16 protein-coding genes are annotated in these 18,058 nt (G+C 71.4%); 7 read left to right on the top strand and 9 right to left on the bottom strand.

Going from position 1 to position 18,058, the window contains the following annotated elements:
• Position 1: 1 nt before the first annotated feature.
• Complete coding sequence (locus J2Y46_RS03440) at positions 2-412, bottom strand: hypothetical protein (RefSeq protein ID WP_045299341.1); 411 nt, start codon at positions 410-412, stop codon at positions 2-4.
• 212 nt (positions 413-624) lie between these two features.
• Between J2Y46_RS03440 and J2Y46_RS03435 the strand changes: the two genes are divergently transcribed.
• Both J2Y46_RS03435 and J2Y46_RS03430 read left to right on the top strand, forming a co-directional pair.
• Entirely contained in the window at positions 625-2,289 is a 1,665-nt protein-coding gene (locus J2Y46_RS03435) for a SulP family inorganic anion transporter (protein WP_310240235.1), read from the top strand.
• A 93-nt stretch (positions 2,290-2,382) separates the two neighbouring features.
• A complete protein-coding gene (locus tag J2Y46_RS03430) occupies positions 2,383-4,596 on the top strand; it encodes an ATP-dependent Clp protease ATP-binding subunit (RefSeq protein ID WP_084695581.1) in 2,214 nt (737 codons plus the stop codon).
• A 173-nt stretch (positions 4,597-4,769) separates the two neighbouring features.
• Here J2Y46_RS03430 and J2Y46_RS03425 read toward each other — a convergent pair whose 3' ends face one another.
• On the bottom strand, positions 4,770-5,351 hold the full coding sequence (locus J2Y46_RS03425; RefSeq protein ID WP_045299337.1) for a nitroreductase family protein: 582 nt from the start codon (positions 5,349-5,351) through the stop codon (positions 4,770-4,772).
• A gap of 131 nt (positions 5,352-5,482) precedes the next feature.
• Here J2Y46_RS03425 and J2Y46_RS03420 point away from each other — a divergent pair, with 131 nt between their 5' ends.
• Positions 5,483-6,325, top strand: a complete 843-nt coding sequence (locus tag J2Y46_RS03420) for a UbiA family prenyltransferase (protein ID WP_045299335.1) — start codon at positions 5,483-5,485, stop codon at positions 6,323-6,325.
• A gap of 171 nt (positions 6,326-6,496) precedes the next feature.
• On the opposite strand, the gene J2Y46_RS03415 is transcribed toward J2Y46_RS03420, so the two are convergent.
• From J2Y46_RS03415 to J2Y46_RS03400, 4 genes are all read right to left on the bottom strand, one after another.
• Positions 6,497-7,636, bottom strand: a complete 1,140-nt coding sequence (locus J2Y46_RS03415) for an NAD(P)/FAD-dependent oxidoreductase (RefSeq protein ID WP_310240232.1) — start codon at positions 7,634-7,636, stop codon at positions 6,497-6,499.
• Positions 7,629-8,333, bottom strand: a complete 705-nt coding sequence (locus J2Y46_RS03410; protein ID WP_310240231.1) for a methyltransferase domain-containing protein — start codon at positions 8,331-8,333, stop codon at positions 7,629-7,631. The genes J2Y46_RS03415 and J2Y46_RS03410 overlap by 8 nt, the downstream gene beginning before the upstream one ends.
• 13 nt (positions 8,334-8,346) lie before the next feature.
• Positions 8,347-9,504, bottom strand: a complete 1,158-nt coding sequence (locus tag J2Y46_RS03405) for a type III polyketide synthase (RefSeq protein ID WP_310240230.1) — start codon at positions 9,502-9,504, stop codon at positions 8,347-8,349.
• Positions 9,505-9,637: 133 nt separating this feature from the next.
• Positions 9,638-11,065, bottom strand: a complete 1,428-nt coding sequence (locus tag J2Y46_RS03400) for an MFS transporter (RefSeq protein ID WP_052676784.1) — start codon at positions 11,063-11,065, stop codon at positions 9,638-9,640.
• Positions 11,066-11,122: 57 nt separating this feature from the next.
• Between J2Y46_RS03400 and J2Y46_RS03395 the strand changes: the two genes are divergently transcribed.
• From J2Y46_RS03395 to J2Y46_RS03385, 3 genes are all read left to right on the top strand, one after another.
• Entirely contained in the window at positions 11,123-11,656 is a 534-nt protein-coding gene (locus J2Y46_RS03395) for a winged helix-turn-helix domain-containing protein (RefSeq protein ID WP_157005521.1), read from the top strand.
• 87 nt (positions 11,657-11,743) lie between these two features.
• The gene (rraA, locus tag J2Y46_RS03390; protein ID WP_310240226.1) at positions 11,744-12,211 is read left to right on the top strand and encodes a ribonuclease E activity regulator RraA; all 468 of its coding nucleotides are present in this window, start codon (positions 11,744-11,746) and stop codon (positions 12,209-12,211) included.
• Positions 12,212-12,269: 58 nt separating this feature from the next.
• Complete coding sequence (locus J2Y46_RS03385) at positions 12,270-12,761, top strand: nucleoside deaminase (RefSeq protein ID WP_045299327.1); 492 nt, start codon at positions 12,270-12,272, stop codon at positions 12,759-12,761.
• A 26-nt stretch (positions 12,762-12,787) separates the two neighbouring features.
• On the opposite strand, the gene xdhC is transcribed toward J2Y46_RS03385, so the two are convergent.
• The 3 genes from xdhC to J2Y46_RS03370 are packed head-to-tail and all read right to left on the bottom strand — an operon-like array spanning position 12,788 to position 17,501.
• Complete coding sequence (gene xdhC / locus J2Y46_RS03380; RefSeq protein WP_045299325.1) at positions 12,788-13,624, bottom strand: xanthine dehydrogenase accessory protein XdhC; 837 nt, start codon at positions 13,622-13,624, stop codon at positions 12,788-12,790.
• A gap of 8 nt (positions 13,625-13,632) precedes the next feature.
• On the bottom strand, positions 13,633-16,083 hold the full coding sequence (xdhB, locus tag J2Y46_RS03375; protein ID WP_310240223.1) for a xanthine dehydrogenase molybdopterin binding subunit: 2,451 nt from the start codon (positions 16,081-16,083) through the stop codon (positions 13,633-13,635).
• Complete coding sequence (locus J2Y46_RS03370; protein ID WP_310240221.1) at positions 16,080-17,501, bottom strand: FAD binding domain-containing protein; 1,422 nt, start codon at positions 17,499-17,501, stop codon at positions 16,080-16,082. The genes xdhB and J2Y46_RS03370 overlap by 4 nt, the downstream gene beginning before the upstream one ends.
• 136 nt (positions 17,502-17,637) lie before the next feature.
• Between J2Y46_RS03370 and J2Y46_RS03365 the strand changes: the two genes are divergently transcribed.
• Positions 17,638-18,051 (top strand): VOC family protein, encoded by a 414-nt coding sequence (locus J2Y46_RS03365; RefSeq protein ID WP_045299321.1) that lies wholly within the window; start codon positions 17,638-17,640, stop codon positions 18,049-18,051.
• The last annotated feature ends 7 nt before the right edge of the window (positions 18,052-18,058 follow it).

Below are 18,058 nucleotides of genomic sequence, written 5' to 3'. Positions count from 1 at the left end.
GTCAGGCCTTCTTGGCGTCGATCTCGCGGCCGTGCACGGTGAGCGCGTAGATCACGAGGATGTCGACGGCGAGCAGTGCCAGCGACAGCCACGGCTGCACCGAGATGAGCGTGATCTGGCCAATCGCGTTGATCGCGACGAGCACGATCGCGGTGACGCGCGCCCAGGTCGCGCCCAGCAGCAGGAAGATGCCGACGAGGATGAGCAGCGCGCCGGCGATCAGGTGCCACCAGCCCCAGCCCTGGACGTCGATCGAGAAGAGCGCTTCCTGCCCGAGGAAGTAGGCCGTGTCAGGGCCGATGAGCGCCTGCAGGCCGTGGAAGGCGTCGATCGTGCCGCCGACGATGAGCACGACGGCGGCGAAGACGCCCCATCCGGCCCATCCGGAGGTGTTGACATCAGAGTTGGTCATGGCGAGGTCCCTTCATGTCGGCCGGGGAGGCCGTTCAGCGTCGGGCGTCGCGGCGCCCGTGCGGTGTTGGTGCCGCTAGGCGTCAGACTAGCCATCCTGGGAGAATCCTGGGAAGAGTCCTCTTCATGCAGGTCGCGCGAATTACGCGCGATGTCCGTGCGCGTCGAAAGGTTCCCGCCGCGTGCGGGGAGGCCTTCGCTAGCGTGTGACCCGTGGGGTTCGATCCGAGATCGTGGTTCTCCCGTAAGACGCTGCGCAAGGACGCCGTCGCGGGTGTGATCCTCGGCGTCGAGGCGGTGCCCGACGGCCTCGCCGCGGGGCTGCTGGCCGGGGTGAACCCGCTCGCCGGCCTCTACGGGTACCTCTTCGGCATGGTGGGTGCGGCCGTGCTCACGAGCAGCGCGTTCATGGCCGTGCAGGCGACCAGCGCGATGGCGCTCGTCGTCTCGGATGCAGGGCTCGAGACCCTCCCCGATCTGGATCGCGGGCTCTTCACCCTCGCGATCCTGACCGGCATCATCATGGTGATCGCGGGCCTCCTGCGCGGCGGGCGGCTGATCAGCTTCGTGCCGACGCCGGTCATGACCGGTTTCGTCACGGCGATCGGCGTCAACATCATCCTCGGCCAGCTGTCGAACTTCACCGGCTACCAGGCGCAGGGCGCCAACCGGCTGCTCAAGACGATCGACGTGCTCGTGCATGTCGGGCAGTGGAACATCCCGTCCCTTGTCGTCGGCGCGATCGCGATCCTCATCATCGTGGTGCTCCTGCCGACCCGGGTCGGCAGCATGGGGCTCGTCATCGCCGTGGTGGTGGGCTCGCTGTGCGCGGTGCTGCTGAATCTGTGGGTGCCGGACTCCGTCGTGCTGCTGCGCGACATCGTCGACGTGCCGCGCGGGCTGCCTGCGCCGGTGCTGCCGAGCATCGCCGATGCCCCGACCCTGCTCATTCCGGCGCTGTCGCTCACCTTCATCGGCCTCGTGCAGGGGGCAGCCGTCTCCGCCGGCATCCCGACCGCCGACGGCAGGCGTGCCGACGCGAACCGCGACTTCATGGGGCAAGGACTCGGCAACGTCGTCTCGGGGCTGTTCCAGGGCATGCCGGTCGGCGGGTCGATGTCCGGCTCGTCGCTCATCGTGCAGGCGGGGGCGAAGACGCGCATGTCGTTGTTCATCGCGGGGGCCGTGATGGCCGTCGTGATCTTCGCCCTGGCCGACGTCGTCGCGTTCGTGGCGATGCCGGCACTCGCGGGGCTGCTCATCGTCGTGGGCTGGCGCGCGATCAAGCCGAGCCGCATCTACTCGGTGATCAAGTCGGGCCCGCTGCCGACGACGATCATGGCGGTGACGTTCGGACTGACGCTGATCATCCCGTTGCAGTTCGCCGTGCTCGTCGGTGTGGGGCTCGGTGTCATCCTGTACGTCGCCGAGCAGTCGAACAGCGTGCGGGTGAGGGCCGTCGTGATCGCCCACGATGGTCGCATGCGCGAGACCGATCCCCCCGCGGTCGTTCCACCGGGCGAGGTGCTGGTGCTGCAGCCCTACGGGAGCCTGTTCTTCGCCAGCGCGCCGGTGTTCGAGCGCCAGCTGCCCGACGTCAGTCGCGAATCGAGCGGATCGGTGGTCATCGTGCGTCTGCGCGGCACCGACGAGATCGGCCTCTCGCACGTCGAAGTGCTGCGGCGGTTCGCGGCCGGGCTGCGAGATGCCGACTCGACACTCAAGGTGGTGGCCACGGAGGACCGCGTCATCTCGCAGCTCGATGCCGGTGGACTCACCGTCGACATCGGCGCCGACAACGTCTACCGCGGCACCGAATGGGTGGGCGAAGGGCTGCGCCGCGCCTACGCCGACGCCCGGGCAGAGATCGAGGACTAGCGTCGCATTGCTCGGGGAGCGCCCCGCTGATAAACTTGAGCCATGACGACTCAACTTTGACCAAGAGTTGGGTCCCCAGATTTCAGGAGACATATGAACGCCACGCAACAGCCCGGGCAGGAGGACGCGCAGAGCGCCCTCGAGCAGTTCGGTATCAACCTCACAGACCGTGCCCGACAGGGCAAGCTCGACCCCGTCATCGGGCGGGACAGCGAGATCCGGCGGGTCAGCCAGGTGCTGACACGCCGCACGAAGAACAACCCCGTCCTCATCGGCGAGCCCGGCGTCGGAAAGACCGCCGTCGTCGAGGGCCTCGCGCAGCGCATCGTCGCGGGCGACGTCGCCGAGTCGCTCAAGAACAAGGAGCTCGTCACCCTCGACATCTCCGCCCTCGTCGCCGGCGCGATGTACCGCGGCCAGTTCGAGGAGCGCCTGAAGAGCGTACTCAAGGAGATCACCGAGTCCGACGGCCGCATCATCACGTTCATCGACGAGCTGCACGTGCTCATGGGCGCGGGCGGCGGCGAGGGGTCGGTCGCAGCATCCAACATGCTCAAGCCGATGCTCGCGCGCGGCGAGTTGCGCCTCATCGGCGCGACCACGCTGAACGAATACCGCGAGTTCATCGAGAAGGATGCTGCGCTCGAGCGTCGCTTCCAGCAGGTCTATGTCGGCGAGCCCAGTGTCGAAGACACTGTCGCGATCCTGCGCGGACTCAAGGGCCGCTACGAGGCCCACCACGGCGTCACCATCAACGACGGAGCCCTGGTGGCCGCGGCATCCCTGTCCAATCGGTACATCCCCAGCCGCCAGCTTCCCGACAAGGCCATCGACCTGATCGACGAGGCGATGAGCCGGCTCAAGATGGAGATCGACTCGAGCCCGCTCGAGATCGACCAGCTGCGGCGCCAGATCGACCGCATGCGGCTCGAGGAGCTCGCCCTGAAGAAGGAGAAGGACTCCGCGTCGAAGGAGCGTCTCGCCACGCTTCGCGAGCACATGGCCACCGCCGAAGCGGACCTGTCGGTGCTCGAGCAGCGCTGGCAGCGCGAGCGCGCGGGTCTCAACCGCGTCGGCGAGCTCAAGAAGCAGCTCGATCAGGCGATCATCGACCGCGATCGCGCGCTGCGCGAGGCCGACTACACGCGGGCGTCGAAGCTCGAGTACGAGACCATCAAACGCCTCGAGGTCGAGATCGCGCAGGCCGAGCAGGCGGAGGCGGCGTCGACCGAGGAGCGCATGGTCAACGAGCAGGTGACCGACGAGGACATCGCGGCCGTCATCGCTGCATGGACCGGCATCCCCGTCGGCCGGCTGCTCCAGGGGGAGTCCGAGAGGCTGCTGCACCTCGAGTCCGAGCTCGGCAGGCGCCTGATCGGGCAGAAGGATGCCGTGAAGGCGGTGTCGGATGCCGTGCGACGCTCCCGCGCGGGCATCAGCGACCCCGGTCGCCCGACCGGCTCGTTCCTGTTCCTCGGTCCGACCGGCGTCGGCAAGACCGAGCTCGCCAAGGCGCTCGCGGAGTTCCTCTTCGACGACGAGCACGCGATGGTGCGCATCGACATGTCGGAGTACGGCGAGAAGCACTCGGTCTCGCGCCTCGTCGGCGCCCCTCCCGGCTACATCGGGTACGAGCAGGGTGGCCAGCTCACCGAGGCCGTGCGTCGGCGCCCTTACTCGGTGGTGCTGCTCGACGAGGTCGAGAAGGCCCACCCCGAGGTGTTCGACGTGCTGCTGCAGGTCATGGACGACGGCCGGCTCACCGACGGCCAGGGTCGCACGGTCGACTTCACGAACGTGATCCTCATCCTGACGTCGAACATCGGCTCGCCCATCCTCATCGACCCGGTGCTCTCGGCCGACGAGAAGCGCGACGCCGTCATGGCGATCGTGCGGCAGGCGTTCAAGCCCGAGTTCCTGAACCGGCTCGACGACATCGTGATGTTCGCCGCGCTCAGCCAGGACGACCTGGCGCAGATCGTCGAGCTCGCCGTGTTCGCGCTGCAGCGTCGCCTCAAGGACCGCCGCCTCGCCCTCGCCGTGACGCCCGATGCGCGTGCCTGGCTCGCCGAGCGCGGCTACGACCCGGTGTTCGGTGCGCGGCCACTGCGTCGCCTCATTCAGTCCGAGATCCAGGACCGCCTCGCGATGGCCCTGCTCTCGGGCGGTGTGCGCGACGGCGACGTGGTGCGGGTGGATGTCGCCGCCGACGGCTCGTCGCTCGTGCTGACGAGCGACGGCCCCGTCGCGGCCGAGCCCCCGACGGAAGACGACGACGTGATCGAGGCCGAGCTGCTCGACGACTGACGCCTCGCTCCGCGCCTCGGTGAGACGACAGTCTGCGGACGAGACCGTGGGGATCACCCGCGGTCTCGTCCGTGCACTGTGGTCTCACGGCTCCGCGGGCGGCGGAGGGACGAAGAGACGGATGCCTCGACCCGCAGCAGCGGGTCGAGGCATCCGTTTCCCGTACCAGTGGATCAGTCGTTCACGAGCACCGAGTCGGCGGCGGGGCGGCGCACGCGCGGGGCGTTCTCGCGGGCCTGCAGCTCTTCCGACGCCAGCCGGATGTCGCCGAGCTCGCCGACCGCCATGACGGTGACGGGAGTGAAGTCGGAGCTGAGGCCGAAGCCGGCGGTGATGGCATCGCGGTCGAAGCCGCCCATCTGGTGAGTCGACAGGCCGTCGGCGTGGGCCTGCACGGTGAAGTGCGCCGCGACCTGGCCGGTGTCGTACTGAGCCCAGCGCATCGGCTCGCCGTCGCGCGTGGTCTCGGCGACGAACACGACGAGCGCGGCGGCGTCGCCCGCCCACGCGCTGTTGAAGCCGGCGAGCGAGCCGAGAACGGTGGCGTGCGCGGCCGAGCCTCGACGGGCGACGATGACGCGCCATGCCTGTGTGTTGGCGGCCGTCGGCGTCCAGCGGGCGGCCTCGAGCGCGCTCGCGAGGGCGGCCTCGTCGATGACCGACTCGCGGTCGAAGATGCGGGTGCTCCAGCGCTCGGCGAGCACGTCGATGATCGGCGCGTCGGTCTCGGCGGTGCGGGCGGTGAGAGTGGACATGGGCTGCTCCTCTGGGGTCGAGCGATCTCTTCCGGGACCCCGTCGGCCCAGATCCATGCAACGACATAGACCTGGGAACATTCCCTCCATGTCCTCCCGCGTCGTCGACCGGGTCGTGAGAGCATCGACGCGTGCGCACCGTCCGTGCTCTGTGGGGTTCTTCGCATCCGGGGCCGACGCTCGTCGTGACTGCGCTCGCCCTCGCCCTGGGCATCGCGACGGGGCTCGAGGCCTGGCGCCTGGCGCTGCTGACGACGTCGGTCTTCGCGGGGCAGCTGTCGGTCGGCATCTCGAACGACGCCCTCGACGCTGAGCGGGATCGCGCCGTGGGGCGCACCGACAAGCCGATCGCCCGCGGAGACGTCTCGGCGCAGGCCGCGTGGGGCGCCGCGCTCGGACTGCTGGCGTCGGCTCTGGTTCTCTCCGCGCCGTTGGGCTGGCGGATGCTGGCCGCCCACGCTCTGGCGCTCGGTTCGGCCTGGGCCTACAACGCGGGCCTGAAATCGACCCCGTGGTCGATCGTGCCGTTCCTCGTGAGCTTCGGGATCTTCCCGTCGCTCGCGACGCTGTCGGCGCCCGACCCCTCGTTCGCGGCGCCGTGGGCGTGGATCGCCGGCGCCGCGCTCGGCGCCGCCGTGCACCTCACGAACGTGCTGCCCGACCTCGCCGACGATGCGCGCACCGGCGTGCGCGGTCTTCCGCACCGGCTCGGGCCACGGCTGGCGGCGATCGTCGCCGCGCTCGCCGTCGTGGGCGGTGCGGTCGCGGTGCTGCTCGGGGCCGCCGGCGGTGACCTCGGGGCCGTGTCGCCGGTGTCGTGGGTCTTCTTCGCGGCCGTCGTCGCCGTGGCGGCAGTGACCGCGTGGCGCGCGATCTCGAGGCCGCCGACGCGCGCGCTGTTCCGCCTCGTGATGCTGGCGGCGCTGCTCCTCGCAGCCCAGCTCGTCGCCTCGGGCAGCGCCTTCGTCGCGTGACGCGGGGCCCGGGGTCGAGGCATCCGCTCGCTGGGTCAGGGGTGGCGCCATCCCCTCCCGGCCGGGTTTGGGGCGTGATGCCTCCGTTGGGGCGGTGTTTATGCGCCCCAACGGACATTGTGCGCCCCAAACCCACAACCGGACCCCGGCTGACCTCGGGCCGGCGGCACGTCAGGCGTCGACGTCGAAGCCCATCGAGTAGGCACGCGCGAACAGTCGGGCGGACGGGCCGGCGAGCATCGCGCGCACCGCCGCGCGCCTCAGCGCGTCGCCGCGACCGCTGGGCCGGCCGAGCGCCGTGTTCACGCTCGCCAGCGACGCGGCCCGTCGCGCCGACTGGACCCGACGGGCTTCCCACCGCAGCAACCCGACGTCGGGGGCGCGGCCGGTGCGCACCCAGGAGGCCAGGAGCGGCGCCAGCGTCACCGCGTCGAGCAGGCCGAGGTTCATGCCCTGCCCGCCGATCGGGCTGACCTCGTGGGCGGTGTCTCCGATCGCGAACACGCGGCCGTGGCGCAGCCGGGGCGCGACGACACGGCGCACGCCGAACGACGTCGCCGCCGTCACCCCATCGGCCGCCGCAGCCTCCCCGCGACGGGCGAGCGCGTCGCGCAGCCGCCGAGTGCGCGCCTCGGGCTCGTCGTCTGCGCCCGGCGGGTCCCACGCGACGAACCGGCGGCGGCCGCCGGGCAGCGGGAACGACTCGAGCACGCCGTCAGGATCGAGGTGGATCACGGCGAGCTCGCCGTCAGCGGCGCCGTCGGCGGCGGCATCCGTCATCAGATATCGGTCGCGGTAGTCCCGCGCCGGCACGGCGCCGGGCCGGTAGACGAGGTCGCGCGCGGCGCCTCCGCCTGCGACGACCACGATGCGGCTCTCGGACTCGATCGGGCGGCCGAGGAGGCCTGCGCGCACCACCACGGCGTCGCGATGCGGGATCACCGCGAGCACGTACGCCCCGCGCAGCGGCTCGGGGGCCTCGGCGCCGAGCACGGACTCGGTGGCCGCCTGCGGCAGTGTCGCCACGAAGGGGAAGCGCGCCGAGAGGACGTCGAAGTGCACCGTCCCGAGCAGGCGGCCGCGTGAACGTGCCTCGCCGCGTCTCACCCGCACCGCCTCGGCGAGGAGGTGGTCCGTGAGGCCCGACGCCTCGAGAGCCGCCAGGACGGGGGAGTGGATGCCGATGGCCCGGGTGCCGTCGCCGACAGCGGGTCGCCGTTCGAGGAGCTCGACGTCGACTCCGCGACGGGCGAGCTCGCCGGCGAGCAGCATCCCGACGGGCCCGGCGCCGACGACGGTGACGTCACGCACGGCCGCGCCCGACGGCGACGAGGCGGAAGGGCACCGGCATCTGCACCGTCCAGGCGCCCCGGCTGCTGTCCTCGAGCGCGGCCGCGAGCTCGGCGCGCGTGTAGCTGCGGCGGATCGAGCGAAGGCCGTCGGTGCGAAGGAAGGTGCCGCGCTCAAAGGGCGTGATCCCCACGGCATAGAGCCCGTACGCCAGCCGCGAGCGGGCGATGTCGCTGTGCAGCACGATGCCGCGGGAGAGCGTGAGCGATTCCTCGGCGAACGCGGGGAGATCGTCGCCGAGGTGGTGGAGGACGTGATTCGACAGCACCGCGTCGTACGTGCGGCCCTCCGCGACCAGGGTGGCGGCATCCGCTCTCCGGAAGCTCGCCGTGGCGATCGGCCCGCGTGCCGTGGCGACCTCGTGCGCGCGCGGGTCGGGGTCGATGCCTGTCCAGGTCACCTCGAGCCCGTCATGCCGGGCGGCCGCGGCGAGGCGCGCGACGAGGTCTCCGCCGCCCGATCCGATGTCGAGGACGTGCGCCGGCCGGCCGAGGGCTCCCAGGTGCGGGCGCAGCCGGGTGCGGTACACGACGCCCCAGCCCGACACGAGGCGGTTGACCGTGCCGAAGCGCCGCAGCGTGGCGCGCAGGGCATCCGGATCGCAGTCGGGGTCGTCCATGAGCTCGGCGAGCCGGTCGTCGCGGACGGCGAGGGTCATGCCGGCGCCGCCGTCACGCGGAGGCCGCCAGGGCGAGGCCGACGTCCTCCGCGCCCGTGACCGCCGGACGGCGCCGGGTCATCAGCGCCGACTCGACGGTGAGCCCCGGGCCGAAGGCCAGTCCGGCGACGCGCGCGCCATCGCGGACGTCGTCGTCGCGCAGGAGCGCGGCGAGGATGAACAGGATCGTCGCGCTGGACATGTTGCCGAAGTCCCGCAGCACTGCGCGCGAGACCGCGAGGGCATCGGCTGGGAGGTCGAGCCCGGTCTCGACGCGATCGAGCACGCTGCGCCCGCCGGGGTGCACCGCCCACACCTCGGGGGGCGCGTCGTCGCCCAGGAATCTGCCCACCGCGCCCTGGATCTCGCGGCCGATGATGCGCGGCACCTCGGCGGAGAGGATCATCTCGAACCCGTTGTCGCCGATCGTCCAGACCATGTCGGTCTCGCCCTCGTCGGTGAGGGCTGTGCCGAACCTGTCGAGCTCGAGCCCGCCGGGGTTTCCCGCGGCCGGATCGGCGGTGACGATCGCCGCCGCCGCGCCATCGGCGAAGACGGATGCTGCGACGATCTGCTGCGGATCGTTCGAGGGCCGCAGGTGGAGCGTGCACAGCTCGGTCGCGGCGACCAGCACGACCGCGTCCGGCTTGCTCGCCGCCAGGGCCGACGCCACGCGCAGTGCGGGCAGCGCCGCGGCGCACCCGATGAACCCGAGGTGACAGCGCTCGACTGTCGGCCGCAGCCCGAGTTCGCGGACGAGGTGATAGTCCGGGCCGGGCGCGAAGAGCCCCGTGCACGAGACGGTGACGACGTGGGTCACCGCGGAAGGATCGATCCCGCCGTCGGCCAGCGCGGTGCGGGCGGCGGCGGCGGTGAGCTTCGGCGCCGACGCGATGAAGCGCTGGTTGCGCGCGCCGGTGGTGGGGGACAGGAGTCGGCCCTCGACGTCGACGAACGCGGCAGGGTCAGCGGGGCCGGTCGCCGGGCCGGACGCGAACTCGGCGAGGACCGTATGCCGCTGTTCGATCGCCGACGCGTCGAAGACCGCCTGGATGCGGCGCCGCGCGAGCCGGTCGGCGCCCTCCTGCGCCGCGAAGATGTCGCGCGCGACCGCCTGCGCGATGCGGGTGGGCGGAACAGCTGTGCCGATCGAGACGATGCGGGCCGTCATGGTGCAACCTAAGCATGCTCGAACCCCGAAGGGCACGACCTTGCCGGAAACCCGCAGGTCGGGTACCGCAGGGCGGAGGGGGACGGATGCCTCGGCCTGTACCCTGCGCGGCGGGCCGAGGCATCCTGGTCTGTCAGCCGGCGGGCTCGTGGTCAGTGTGCTCGGCGTGCGCGTCGGGGAGTTCCCGCATGCGCCAGAACGGGCCGATGACGACGAACAGGCACGCGAGAAGCTCGCCGGTCGCGGCGATCCACAGTGTCGGAACGGTGCCGATCCACGTTCCCAGCGCGCCGGCGATGAGTGCCCCGATCGGCATGACGCCCCACACGACGAAGCGGATCGATGCGTTCATCCGGCCGAGGAGACGCGGCGGCGTGATGCGCTGGCGGAACGTCACCTGCGTGATGTTGTACAGCAGGATCGTGAAGCTCATGATGAACCCCTGCACCACCAGCAGCGGGAAGGCGAGCGCCGGAACGAGGGAGATCACCGGGAGGAAGAAGGGCGCGACGCTGAACGCGATCGCGCTGATCGGGATCGCACGGGCCTCGCCGAGCCACGCGATGATCCGCGGCGTCACCATGGCGCCGACGAGGCCGCCGACCGCCGACAGCGAGAACACGATGCCGAACAGCTGAGGACTCAAGCCCAGCTCGCGCAGCACGAAGATCGGCACCAGCGTCTGCGCGATCGTCCCGAAGAAGTTCGCCGTCCCCGTCGTGCCGACGATGCGGCGCAGCAGCGGATTCCCGAACACCCAGCGCAGGCCCTCACCGATCTCCTGAACCAGGGGCTTGTGATCCTCCCTGGCGCGAGGCTTCTCGTGGTCACGTGTGAAGAGCAGCGCGACGAAGGAGGCGACGTACGTGCCGACTGTCGCGAAGATCGCGAACGGCGCCGTGAGCACTCCGATGAGCCAGCCGCCGATGCCGGGGCCCGCGATATTGGCGAGCTCGTAGGTCGACTGCAGCTTGCCGTTCGCCTCGCCGATCTGGTCGGTGCGCACGAGCGAGGGGATGATGCTCTGGTACGAGACGTCGAAGAACACGGTCGCCACGCCCATGATCAACGCGACGACGATCATGTGCCAGATCTCCAGCACACCGAGCAGGGCGAGGACGGGGAGCGTCGCGAGCGCCACTGCCCGGACCGCGTCCGCCCAGATCATGACGCGGCGCTTGCGCATCCGGTCGATCCACGCCCCGGCGGGAAGGCCGACGACGAGGAAGGCCGCGACCTGCGCCGCATTGAGCAGTCCGACCTCCCACTCGGTCGCGTTCAGCATCAGCACCGCCAGCACCGGGATGGCGAGCTCGGTGATCTGCGCGCCGAACTGGCTGAGCGCCTGCCCCGACCACAGCGTCAGGAAGTTGCGGTCGCGCCACAGCGAACCCTTCGGTGCCGGTGGAGATGAGTCCGGGGCGGCTGCAGCATCCTGATCCGCTTCCACCGCTTCGCCCGCGTCGGCGCGCGAGGTGAGCGTGGAGGACTCGGCCCGGGCCTCCGCGAGGGCGGCGTCGTCGACGACCTCGGCCTCGCGGACCTCATCTGATTGGGACATGCCAATCAGTCTGCGTCACTGATTGAAGTGTGTCAATCGGTCTTGTACGCTGACGTCGTGGCGGACCAGGAAGAGCGGATCGAACTGCGCGAGGGAGACCCCGAGGCGGAGGCCCGGATGCGCGCGCTCAGTTCGCCGCTCCGATTGCGCGTGCTGCGCCTGTGCGCGTTCGAATCGCGCACCAACAAGGAGCTCGCCGGCCTGCTGGGCGTGAACCCCGGCACGATGCTCCACCACGTGCGCACGCTGGTCCAGACCGGCTATCTCGCCGCGCAGGCCGAGCGCACCGGCGCGCAGGGCGCCCGTGAGGTGCCGTACAAGGCGACGGGGCTGTCGTGGCGCACGTCGATGCCGGGCGGCTCGCCGATCCTGGTCGAGACGTTCCTCCAGCAGATCGAAGGGCTCGACCCCGACGACCTGGACGTCACCTGGCTCGGTCTCAAGCTCAACGACGAGCACAAGGAGGAGTTCCAGCGCCGCCTGTACGAACTGGTCAACGAGTTCAAGGAGCGCGATCCCGACGCTGACGGCGACACCTACTCGTTCTTCAGCACCCTCCACCCCGACGACAACCCGCCCTCCCCGGCCTGACGCCCGTTCTTGCGGTGCGCAGAAGGGTGCGCGAACTTCTCTTCATGACGGATGCCTCGGGGCGCAGCATCGTCATAGCGTCGGAGCATGACCACCGCGACGGCCGACCTCTACGACGAACGCGGCGACGAGCTGGACTCGCTCGCGCTGCAGCTGCACGACATCGGCGGGCGCGTCGCGTTCGACGGGCCGATTCGAACCGTGCGGTGCCACCGCGACAACGCGCTCGTGAAGGCGGTGCTCGCGACCCCGGGCGTCGGCGCCGTGCTCGTCATCGACGGGGGCGGATCGCTCGAGTCCGCGCTGGTGGGCGACCTCATCGCGGCCTCCGCCGTCGAGAACGGCTGGGCGGGGATCATCGTGCACGGCGCGATCCGCGACCGGGTGGCGATCGGCGACCTCGACCTCGGCGTCAAGGCGCTCGGCTCCAACCCGCGCAAGAGCGCGAAGACGGGCGTCGGCGAGGTCGACGTGCCGGTGGTCATCGCGGGCGTCGCCTTCGTCCCGCACAAGCATGTGTGGGCCGACGCCGACGGGGTGCTGGTCGAGCGGTGACGGCCTCGCGCGCGGGGGTGATGCGCGGGGCGCTGGGCGCTCGTATGGTGGAGGCCTGATGTCCTCCACCGACGGGACGCCCGCCCGCTACCTCGCCCGGGCCATCGAGATCGCGACCGAGAACGTCCGCAATGCGGGCGGTCCGTTCGGGGCGGTCGTGGTGTCGGCGGACGGGCAGGTCTTCGAGGGGGTGAACCGCGTCACCGCCGACCTCGACCCGTCGGCGCACGCCGAGGTCGTCGCCATCCGGCGGGCATGCCAGGGATTGGGGACGTTCGACCTCACCGGAGCGACGCTCTACACGAGCTGCGAGCCGTGCCCGATGTGCCTGGGCACCGCGCTCTGGGCTCGCGTGGACCGGGTGTACTTCGCTGCCGACCGCGAGGACGCCGCGGCGGCGGGCTTCGACGACGCGGTCTTCTACCGCTACTTCGACGGCCACCCCGAGCATCGCGACATCATGCCCGTGGAGTCGATCGACCTCACCCCCGAGCATCGCATCGCGCCGTTCACCGAGTGGGGCCGGACCTCGACCCGCATCGAGTACTGACGAAACGCCTCGAACGGCCCGCTCACTCAGGGACTCGAAGCGACGGGGGCAGCCTGCTCGATCAGCTGCAGCAGCTGGGCGGAGACGCTCACCGCGATCGTGGCGGGCTGCTTGCCGGGGATCTCGGGCAGACCGATCGGCGTCGTCACCCTGGCCAGGGACGCCTGGTCGTGGCCGGCCTCCTGGAGGCGTGCCCGGAAGCGGGCCCACTTGGAGCGCGAGCCGATGAGGCCGATCGAGGCGATGCCCTCGATGCGCAGCGCCTGGTCGACGATCGCGAGGTCTTCGGCGTGGTCGTGGGTCATGACGAGCACGTGCGTCCCGGCCGGCACCGACGCCAGCACGGCCTCCGGCACCGGCGCATGGTGCACATGCACCCCCGCGACCGCGTCGGCGAGCGGCCCCGGGGCGCCGCCGATCCCCAGGCGCGTCGGGCCGAGCATCGCCTCCCTGGAGTCGACGAGGTGCAGGTCGATGTGCTGGCGCGCGAGGATCCGCGCCACCTCGAGTCCCACGTGTCCCATCCCGAACACCGCGACCGACGGCACGACCCGCACCGGCTCCAGCATGAGCGTGACCTCTCCTCCGCAGCACTGCACGCCGTACTCCGTGGTCTCCTTGTCGCTCAGGGTGAGCGTCAGCAGCTCCGGCTCGGCGGTTCCGGAGGCGAGCATCGCACGGGCGCGGGCGAGGGCGGTGGCCTCGAGGTTGCCGCCTCCGATCGTCTCGAAGACCCCGCCCGGTGAGACGACCATCTTCGCGCCGCCGTTGCGCGGGGCGTGGCCGCGCACCATCGCCAGCGTCACGATCACTGCGGGCGTGCGGGCGTCGCGCAGGGTCCGCACCGCGTCGAGCCAGTCCACGGCCGGCCTCAGCGGCCCGCCGTGAGGAGGTCGGGCTCCGCAGGCCCCGGGTCCGCCGCCCGGCGGACGCCGGCGGCGAGTGGCGGGGGGGCGGGGACCGTGCCGTCGCGGGACACGGACGCCGCCTCCGCACCTGCTGCGCCGCGCGCGGCCTCGATCGCCCAGAACACCGCCTCGGGGGTGGCGGGCGAGCCGAGCTCGACGCTGCGCCCGGCCGGGCCGAACGCCCCGACCGCCTGCCGCAGCGCCTCGCGCACGCTGAAGGCGAGGAGCAGCGGAGGTTCACCCACGGCCTTGGAGCCGTATACGGCGCCGTCCTCGCGGGCGTCCTCGAAGAGCGCGACGTGGAACTCCTCGGGCATCTCGGAGAAGCTCGGCAGCTTGTACGTGCTGGCCGACGGGGTCTGCAGGCGGCCGCGCGTCGGTCCGTCGCCGGTGTCCCAGCGAAGCTCCTCGATGGTCAGCCATCCGGTGCCCTGCACGAAGCCGCCCTCGATCTGGCCGATGTCGAGGAGCGGCGAGAGCGAGTCGCCGGCGTCGTGCACGATGTCGACGCGGCGGAGGCGGTACGCACCGGTGAAGCCGTCCACTTCGACCTCCGCGGCGGCGCAGCCGTAGGCGAAGTACTTGAAGGGCGACCCCTGCTGGCGGTCGGCGTCCCAGTGCAGCCCCTCGGTGCGGTAGTAGCCCGCGGCGAACAGCTGCACGCGCTGCAGGTAGGCCTCGGCGACCACGTCGGCGAACGGCATCCGTTCCCCTCCGCCCAGTGCGGTGACGCAGCCGTCGGAGAACCGCACATCACGCGCGTCGACGCCGAGGAGGCGTCCTGCCACGGCGGCCAGCCGGCCGCGGATCTCCTCGCACGCGAGCTTGACGGCGCCGCCGTTGAGGTCGGCGCTGGACGACGCGGCGGTCGCCGACGTGTTGGGCACCTTGTCGGTACGCGTCGGAGCGACCCGAACAGCCTCGAGCGGCACCCCGAGCGCCGTTGCGGCCACCTGCAGCATCTTCGTGTGCAGGCCCTGACCCATCTCGGTGCCGCCGTGGTTGATCAGCACCGAGCCGTCCTTGTAGACGAGCACGAGCGCGCCGGCCTGGTTGAACGACGTGAAGGTGAACGAGATGCCGAACTTGACCGGAGTCATCGCGAGCCCGCGTTTGCGGTCGGCGTGCGCCTCGTTGAACCGCGAGATGTCGTGCAGGCGGGCGTCGAGGTCGGCCTCGCTGCGGAGGCGCTCCCATATCGCCGTGAGCCGCCCGGCGTCCTTCACCAGCTGCCCGTAGTGCGTCGACTGACCCGGTCGGTAGAAGTTCTTCTTCCGCAGCTCGAGGGGATCGACCCCGAGCACGGGCGCCGCGCGGCCCAGGATGTCTTCGATGAGGAACACGCCCTGCGGCCCGCCGAAGCCGCGGAACGCCGTGTTCGACTGCTTGTGCGTCTGCGCGACGCGGCCGTGCACGCGCACGTTGGGGATCCAGTAGGCGTTGTCGACATGGCAGAGCGCGCGGCCGAGCACCGGCTCCGAGAGATCGAGGCTCCAGCCGCCGTCGGCGGTGAGGGTCGCGTCGAGCGCCTGCAGGAACCCGTCTGCATCGAAGCCCACCCGCCACGCGAGGTGGAACGGGTGGCGCTTGCCCGACATCGTGATGTCCTGCGTGCGGGTGAGCCGCAGGCGCACGGGGCGTCCGGTGAGCTTCGCCCCGAGCGCCGCGATCGCCGCGAACCCGTGCGGCTGCATCTCCTTGCCGCCGAACCCGCCCCCCATGCGCAGGCACTCGACGGTGACCTCGCTCGACGGGACACCCAGCACGTGCGCCACGATCTCCTGCGTCTCGGACGGATGCTGCGTCGAGCACTCCACGAAGTAGCGTCCGTCGGGATCGCGCACCGCGTAGGAGGCATGCGTCTCGAGCGAGAAGTGCTCCTGGCCGCCGATCGCGCTCTCGCCTTCGAAGACGAATGCCGAGGATGCGAGAGCGGATGCCGCGTCCCCGCGTGCGATCGTGCGTGGCACGCCCTGGAACGACCCCGCGTCGATCGCCTCCTGCACCGTGATCAGCGACGGCAGCGGCTCGTACGACACCGTGACGGCGGCCGCGCCCTGGCGCGCGGCATCCGTCGTCTCTCCCAGCACCCACACCAGCGCATGGCCGAAGAACATCGCCTCGGTCGGGAAGAGGGGCTCGTCGTGCTTGACTCCCGCGTCGTTGATGCCCGGCACATCGTCGGCGGTCAGCACCCGGACGACCCCGGCCACATCGTAGGCGGGTGCCACGTCGACGCTGACGCGGGCATGCGCGACGGTCGACTGCACCGGCCATGCGGTCAGCACGCCGTGGGATCGGGCCGCGACGTCGTCGGTGTAGACGGCCGCGCCCGTCACGTGCAGGGCCGCGCTCTCGTGCACCGCAGGGCGCCCGACGACCGGGTTCTCGGGGCGATCGGCGAGCGAGCTCATGCCGTCGCCTCCTCGTCGTCGGCCGACGCCGCGAAGAGCGCCGGCAGCGCCGTGCCGAGCATGCGTGCGCGGTACGCGGCGCTCGCGCGGTGGTCGTCGAGCGGCGTCCCCTCACGCTGCAGGACGACGGATGCCGCCGCCACCGTCGCGGCGTTCCACGCGCGTCCCTCGAGGGCCTGCTCGGTCGCGTACGCGCGGAGGGGCGTCGCGGCGACGCCGCCGAGGCCGATACGCGCTCTTGTGACGGAGCCGCCGTCGAGCTCGAGGGCGAAGGCGACCGCCACCGACGAGATGTCGTCGAACCGCCGCTTCGCGACCTTGTGGAACGCGGTCGGACCCGCCGACGGCAGCGGGACCCGCACCATCCGGATGAGCTCGTCCCGGCGCCTGACCGAGGTGCGATACCCCGTGAAGTAGTCGGCGAGGTCGACCTCGCGCTCGCCGCCGGCCGAGACGAGCACGACACTCGCCCCGAGCGCGAGCAGCGCCGGAGCCGCGTCGCCGATGGGCGAGGCGGTGCCGAGGTTGCCGCCGAGCGTCGCGCGGTTGCGGATCAGGCGCGACGCGAACTGGGGGAGCAGCTGCGCGAGCAGCGGTACCCGCTCGCCCACGCTCTGCTCGATCTCCGACAGCGGCACCGCTGCGCCGATCCCGACCGCGTCGCCGGTGAACTCGAGACCCCGAAGCTCGGGGAGGCGGTCGATCGCGACGACCAGAGGGGCGCGCGCGCCGCGCAGGTTCACATCGACCCCCCAGTCCGTGCTGCCGGCCACGGCGAGCGCCTCCGGTTCGTCGCGCAGCAGCTGCAGGGCCTCGCCCAGCGTCTCGGGTCGCACGAAGCGCCCGTCGGCTGCTCGCACCGCGGTGGCGACCGCCGTCGGCGCCGGCTCGGTCAGCCGCTCACGGAGCGGATCGTCGGGCCGAGGCATCCCGAGCCCGAACGCCGCGTCGCGGATGGGCCGGTAGCCCGTGCAGCGGCACAGGTTGCCGCTCAGCGCATGCAGGTCGAATCCGTTCGCCCCGAGCTCGCCGTCGGCCGTGCCCGCCCCGCGGTCGGACCGGTAGAACTCGGCGGCCATCGCACACGCGAACCCGGGCGTGCAGTAGCCGCATTGCGAGCCGCCCGCGGCAGCGAGTCGCTGCTGCACCGGATGCAGGTGGTCGGGTGAACCCAGGCCCTCGGAGGTCACCACCTCCTGCCCGTCGAGCGCATGGACGGGCACCAGGCAGGCATTGACCGGGGTCCACACGGCGGTGCCCTCGGGCCCCGCCGTGGCGACCAGCACGGCGCAGGCGCCGCACTCGCCCTCGGCGCAGCCCTCCTTCGCGCCGGTCAGTCCGAGGCTGCGCAGCCAGTCGAGCGCGGTGGCGTGCGCGACCGCGCCCACGAGCGGGACGACCCGCCCGTTGACGGTCACAGCGCTGTCACGGTTCGTGCGGATGCCGGGAGTCTACGCCGCGCCCGCGGCGCAGCGAAGGTGCGCCGCGACCCCTCTGGACATGCCCCGCGGGCAAGAGGATCGTTGGCGGCGGCACAACCACTGGGAGGCTGTCATGTTCACACCCGATCGGCCGTTCTCTAGCTTCGCCGTACCCGACATCGGCGCAGCCGCGGCCTTCTACCGCGACACCCTGGGGCTCGACGTCACCGTCTACGAAGAGATGGGCGGAGGCTTCACGATCGCGCTCCCCGGCGAGGGCAGCATCTTCGTCTACCCGAAGGAGGATCACGAGCCGGCCGTGTTCACGATCCTCAATTTCAGCGTCGCCGACGTCGATGCCGCCGTCGACGACCTGAACAAGCGCGGCGTCGTCACGAAGATCTACACCGACCCCGACTACGGCACCGACGAGAAGGGCATCTCACGGGGCTTCGAGGGCGGCCCCGACATCGCATGGTTCAAAGACCCCGCGGGCAACGTCATCTCGGTCGGCCGCATGGAGCCGCAGATGATGGGCAAGCAATAGGCGCGCC

The sequence above is a fragment of the Microbacterium sp. BE35 genome (assembly GCF_031457705.1).
GTDB classification, from domain to species: Bacteria; Actinomycetota; Actinomycetes; order Actinomycetales; family Microbacteriaceae; genus Microbacterium; species Microbacterium trichothecenolyticum.
Note: the sequence above shows the minus strand (reverse complement) of the source record. Positions and strands in the feature narration are given on the sequence as shown.

Excerpts from the sequence above, each read along its gene's own strand:
- J2Y46_RS03430 (WP_084695581.1), top strand. The coding sequence starts at position 2,383 with ATGAACGCCACGCAACAGCCCGGGCAGGAGGACGCGCAGAGCGCCCTC.
- rraA (WP_310240226.1), top strand. The coding sequence starts at position 11,744 with ATGACCACCGCGACGGCCGACCTCTACGACGAACGCGGCGACGAGCTG.
- J2Y46_RS03405 (WP_310240230.1), bottom strand. The coding sequence starts at position 9,504 with ATGACGGCCCGCATCGTCTCGATCGGCACAGCTGTTCCGCCCACCCGC.
- xdhB (WP_310240223.1), bottom strand. The coding sequence starts at position 16,083 with ATGAGCTCGCTCGCCGATCGCCCCGAGAACCCGGTCGTCGGGCGCCCT.
- J2Y46_RS03440 (WP_045299341.1), bottom strand. The coding sequence starts at position 412 with ATGACCAACTCTGATGTCAACACCTCCGGATGGGCCGGATGGGGCGTC.
- J2Y46_RS03365 (WP_045299321.1), top strand. The coding sequence starts at position 17,638 with ATGTTCACACCCGATCGGCCGTTCTCTAGCTTCGCCGTACCCGACATC.
- J2Y46_RS03410 (WP_310240231.1), bottom strand. The coding sequence starts at position 8,333 with ATGACCCTCGCCGTCCGCGACGACCGGCTCGCCGAGCTCATGGACGAC.
- J2Y46_RS03400 (WP_052676784.1), bottom strand. The coding sequence starts at position 11,065 with ATGTCCCAATCAGATGAGGTCCGCGAGGCCGAGGTCGTCGACGACGCC.
- J2Y46_RS03425 (WP_045299337.1), bottom strand. The coding sequence starts at position 5,351 with ATGTCCACTCTCACCGCCCGCACCGCCGAGACCGACGCGCCGATCATC.
- J2Y46_RS03385 (WP_045299327.1), top strand. The coding sequence starts at position 12,270 with ATGTCCTCCACCGACGGGACGCCCGCCCGCTACCTCGCCCGGGCCATC.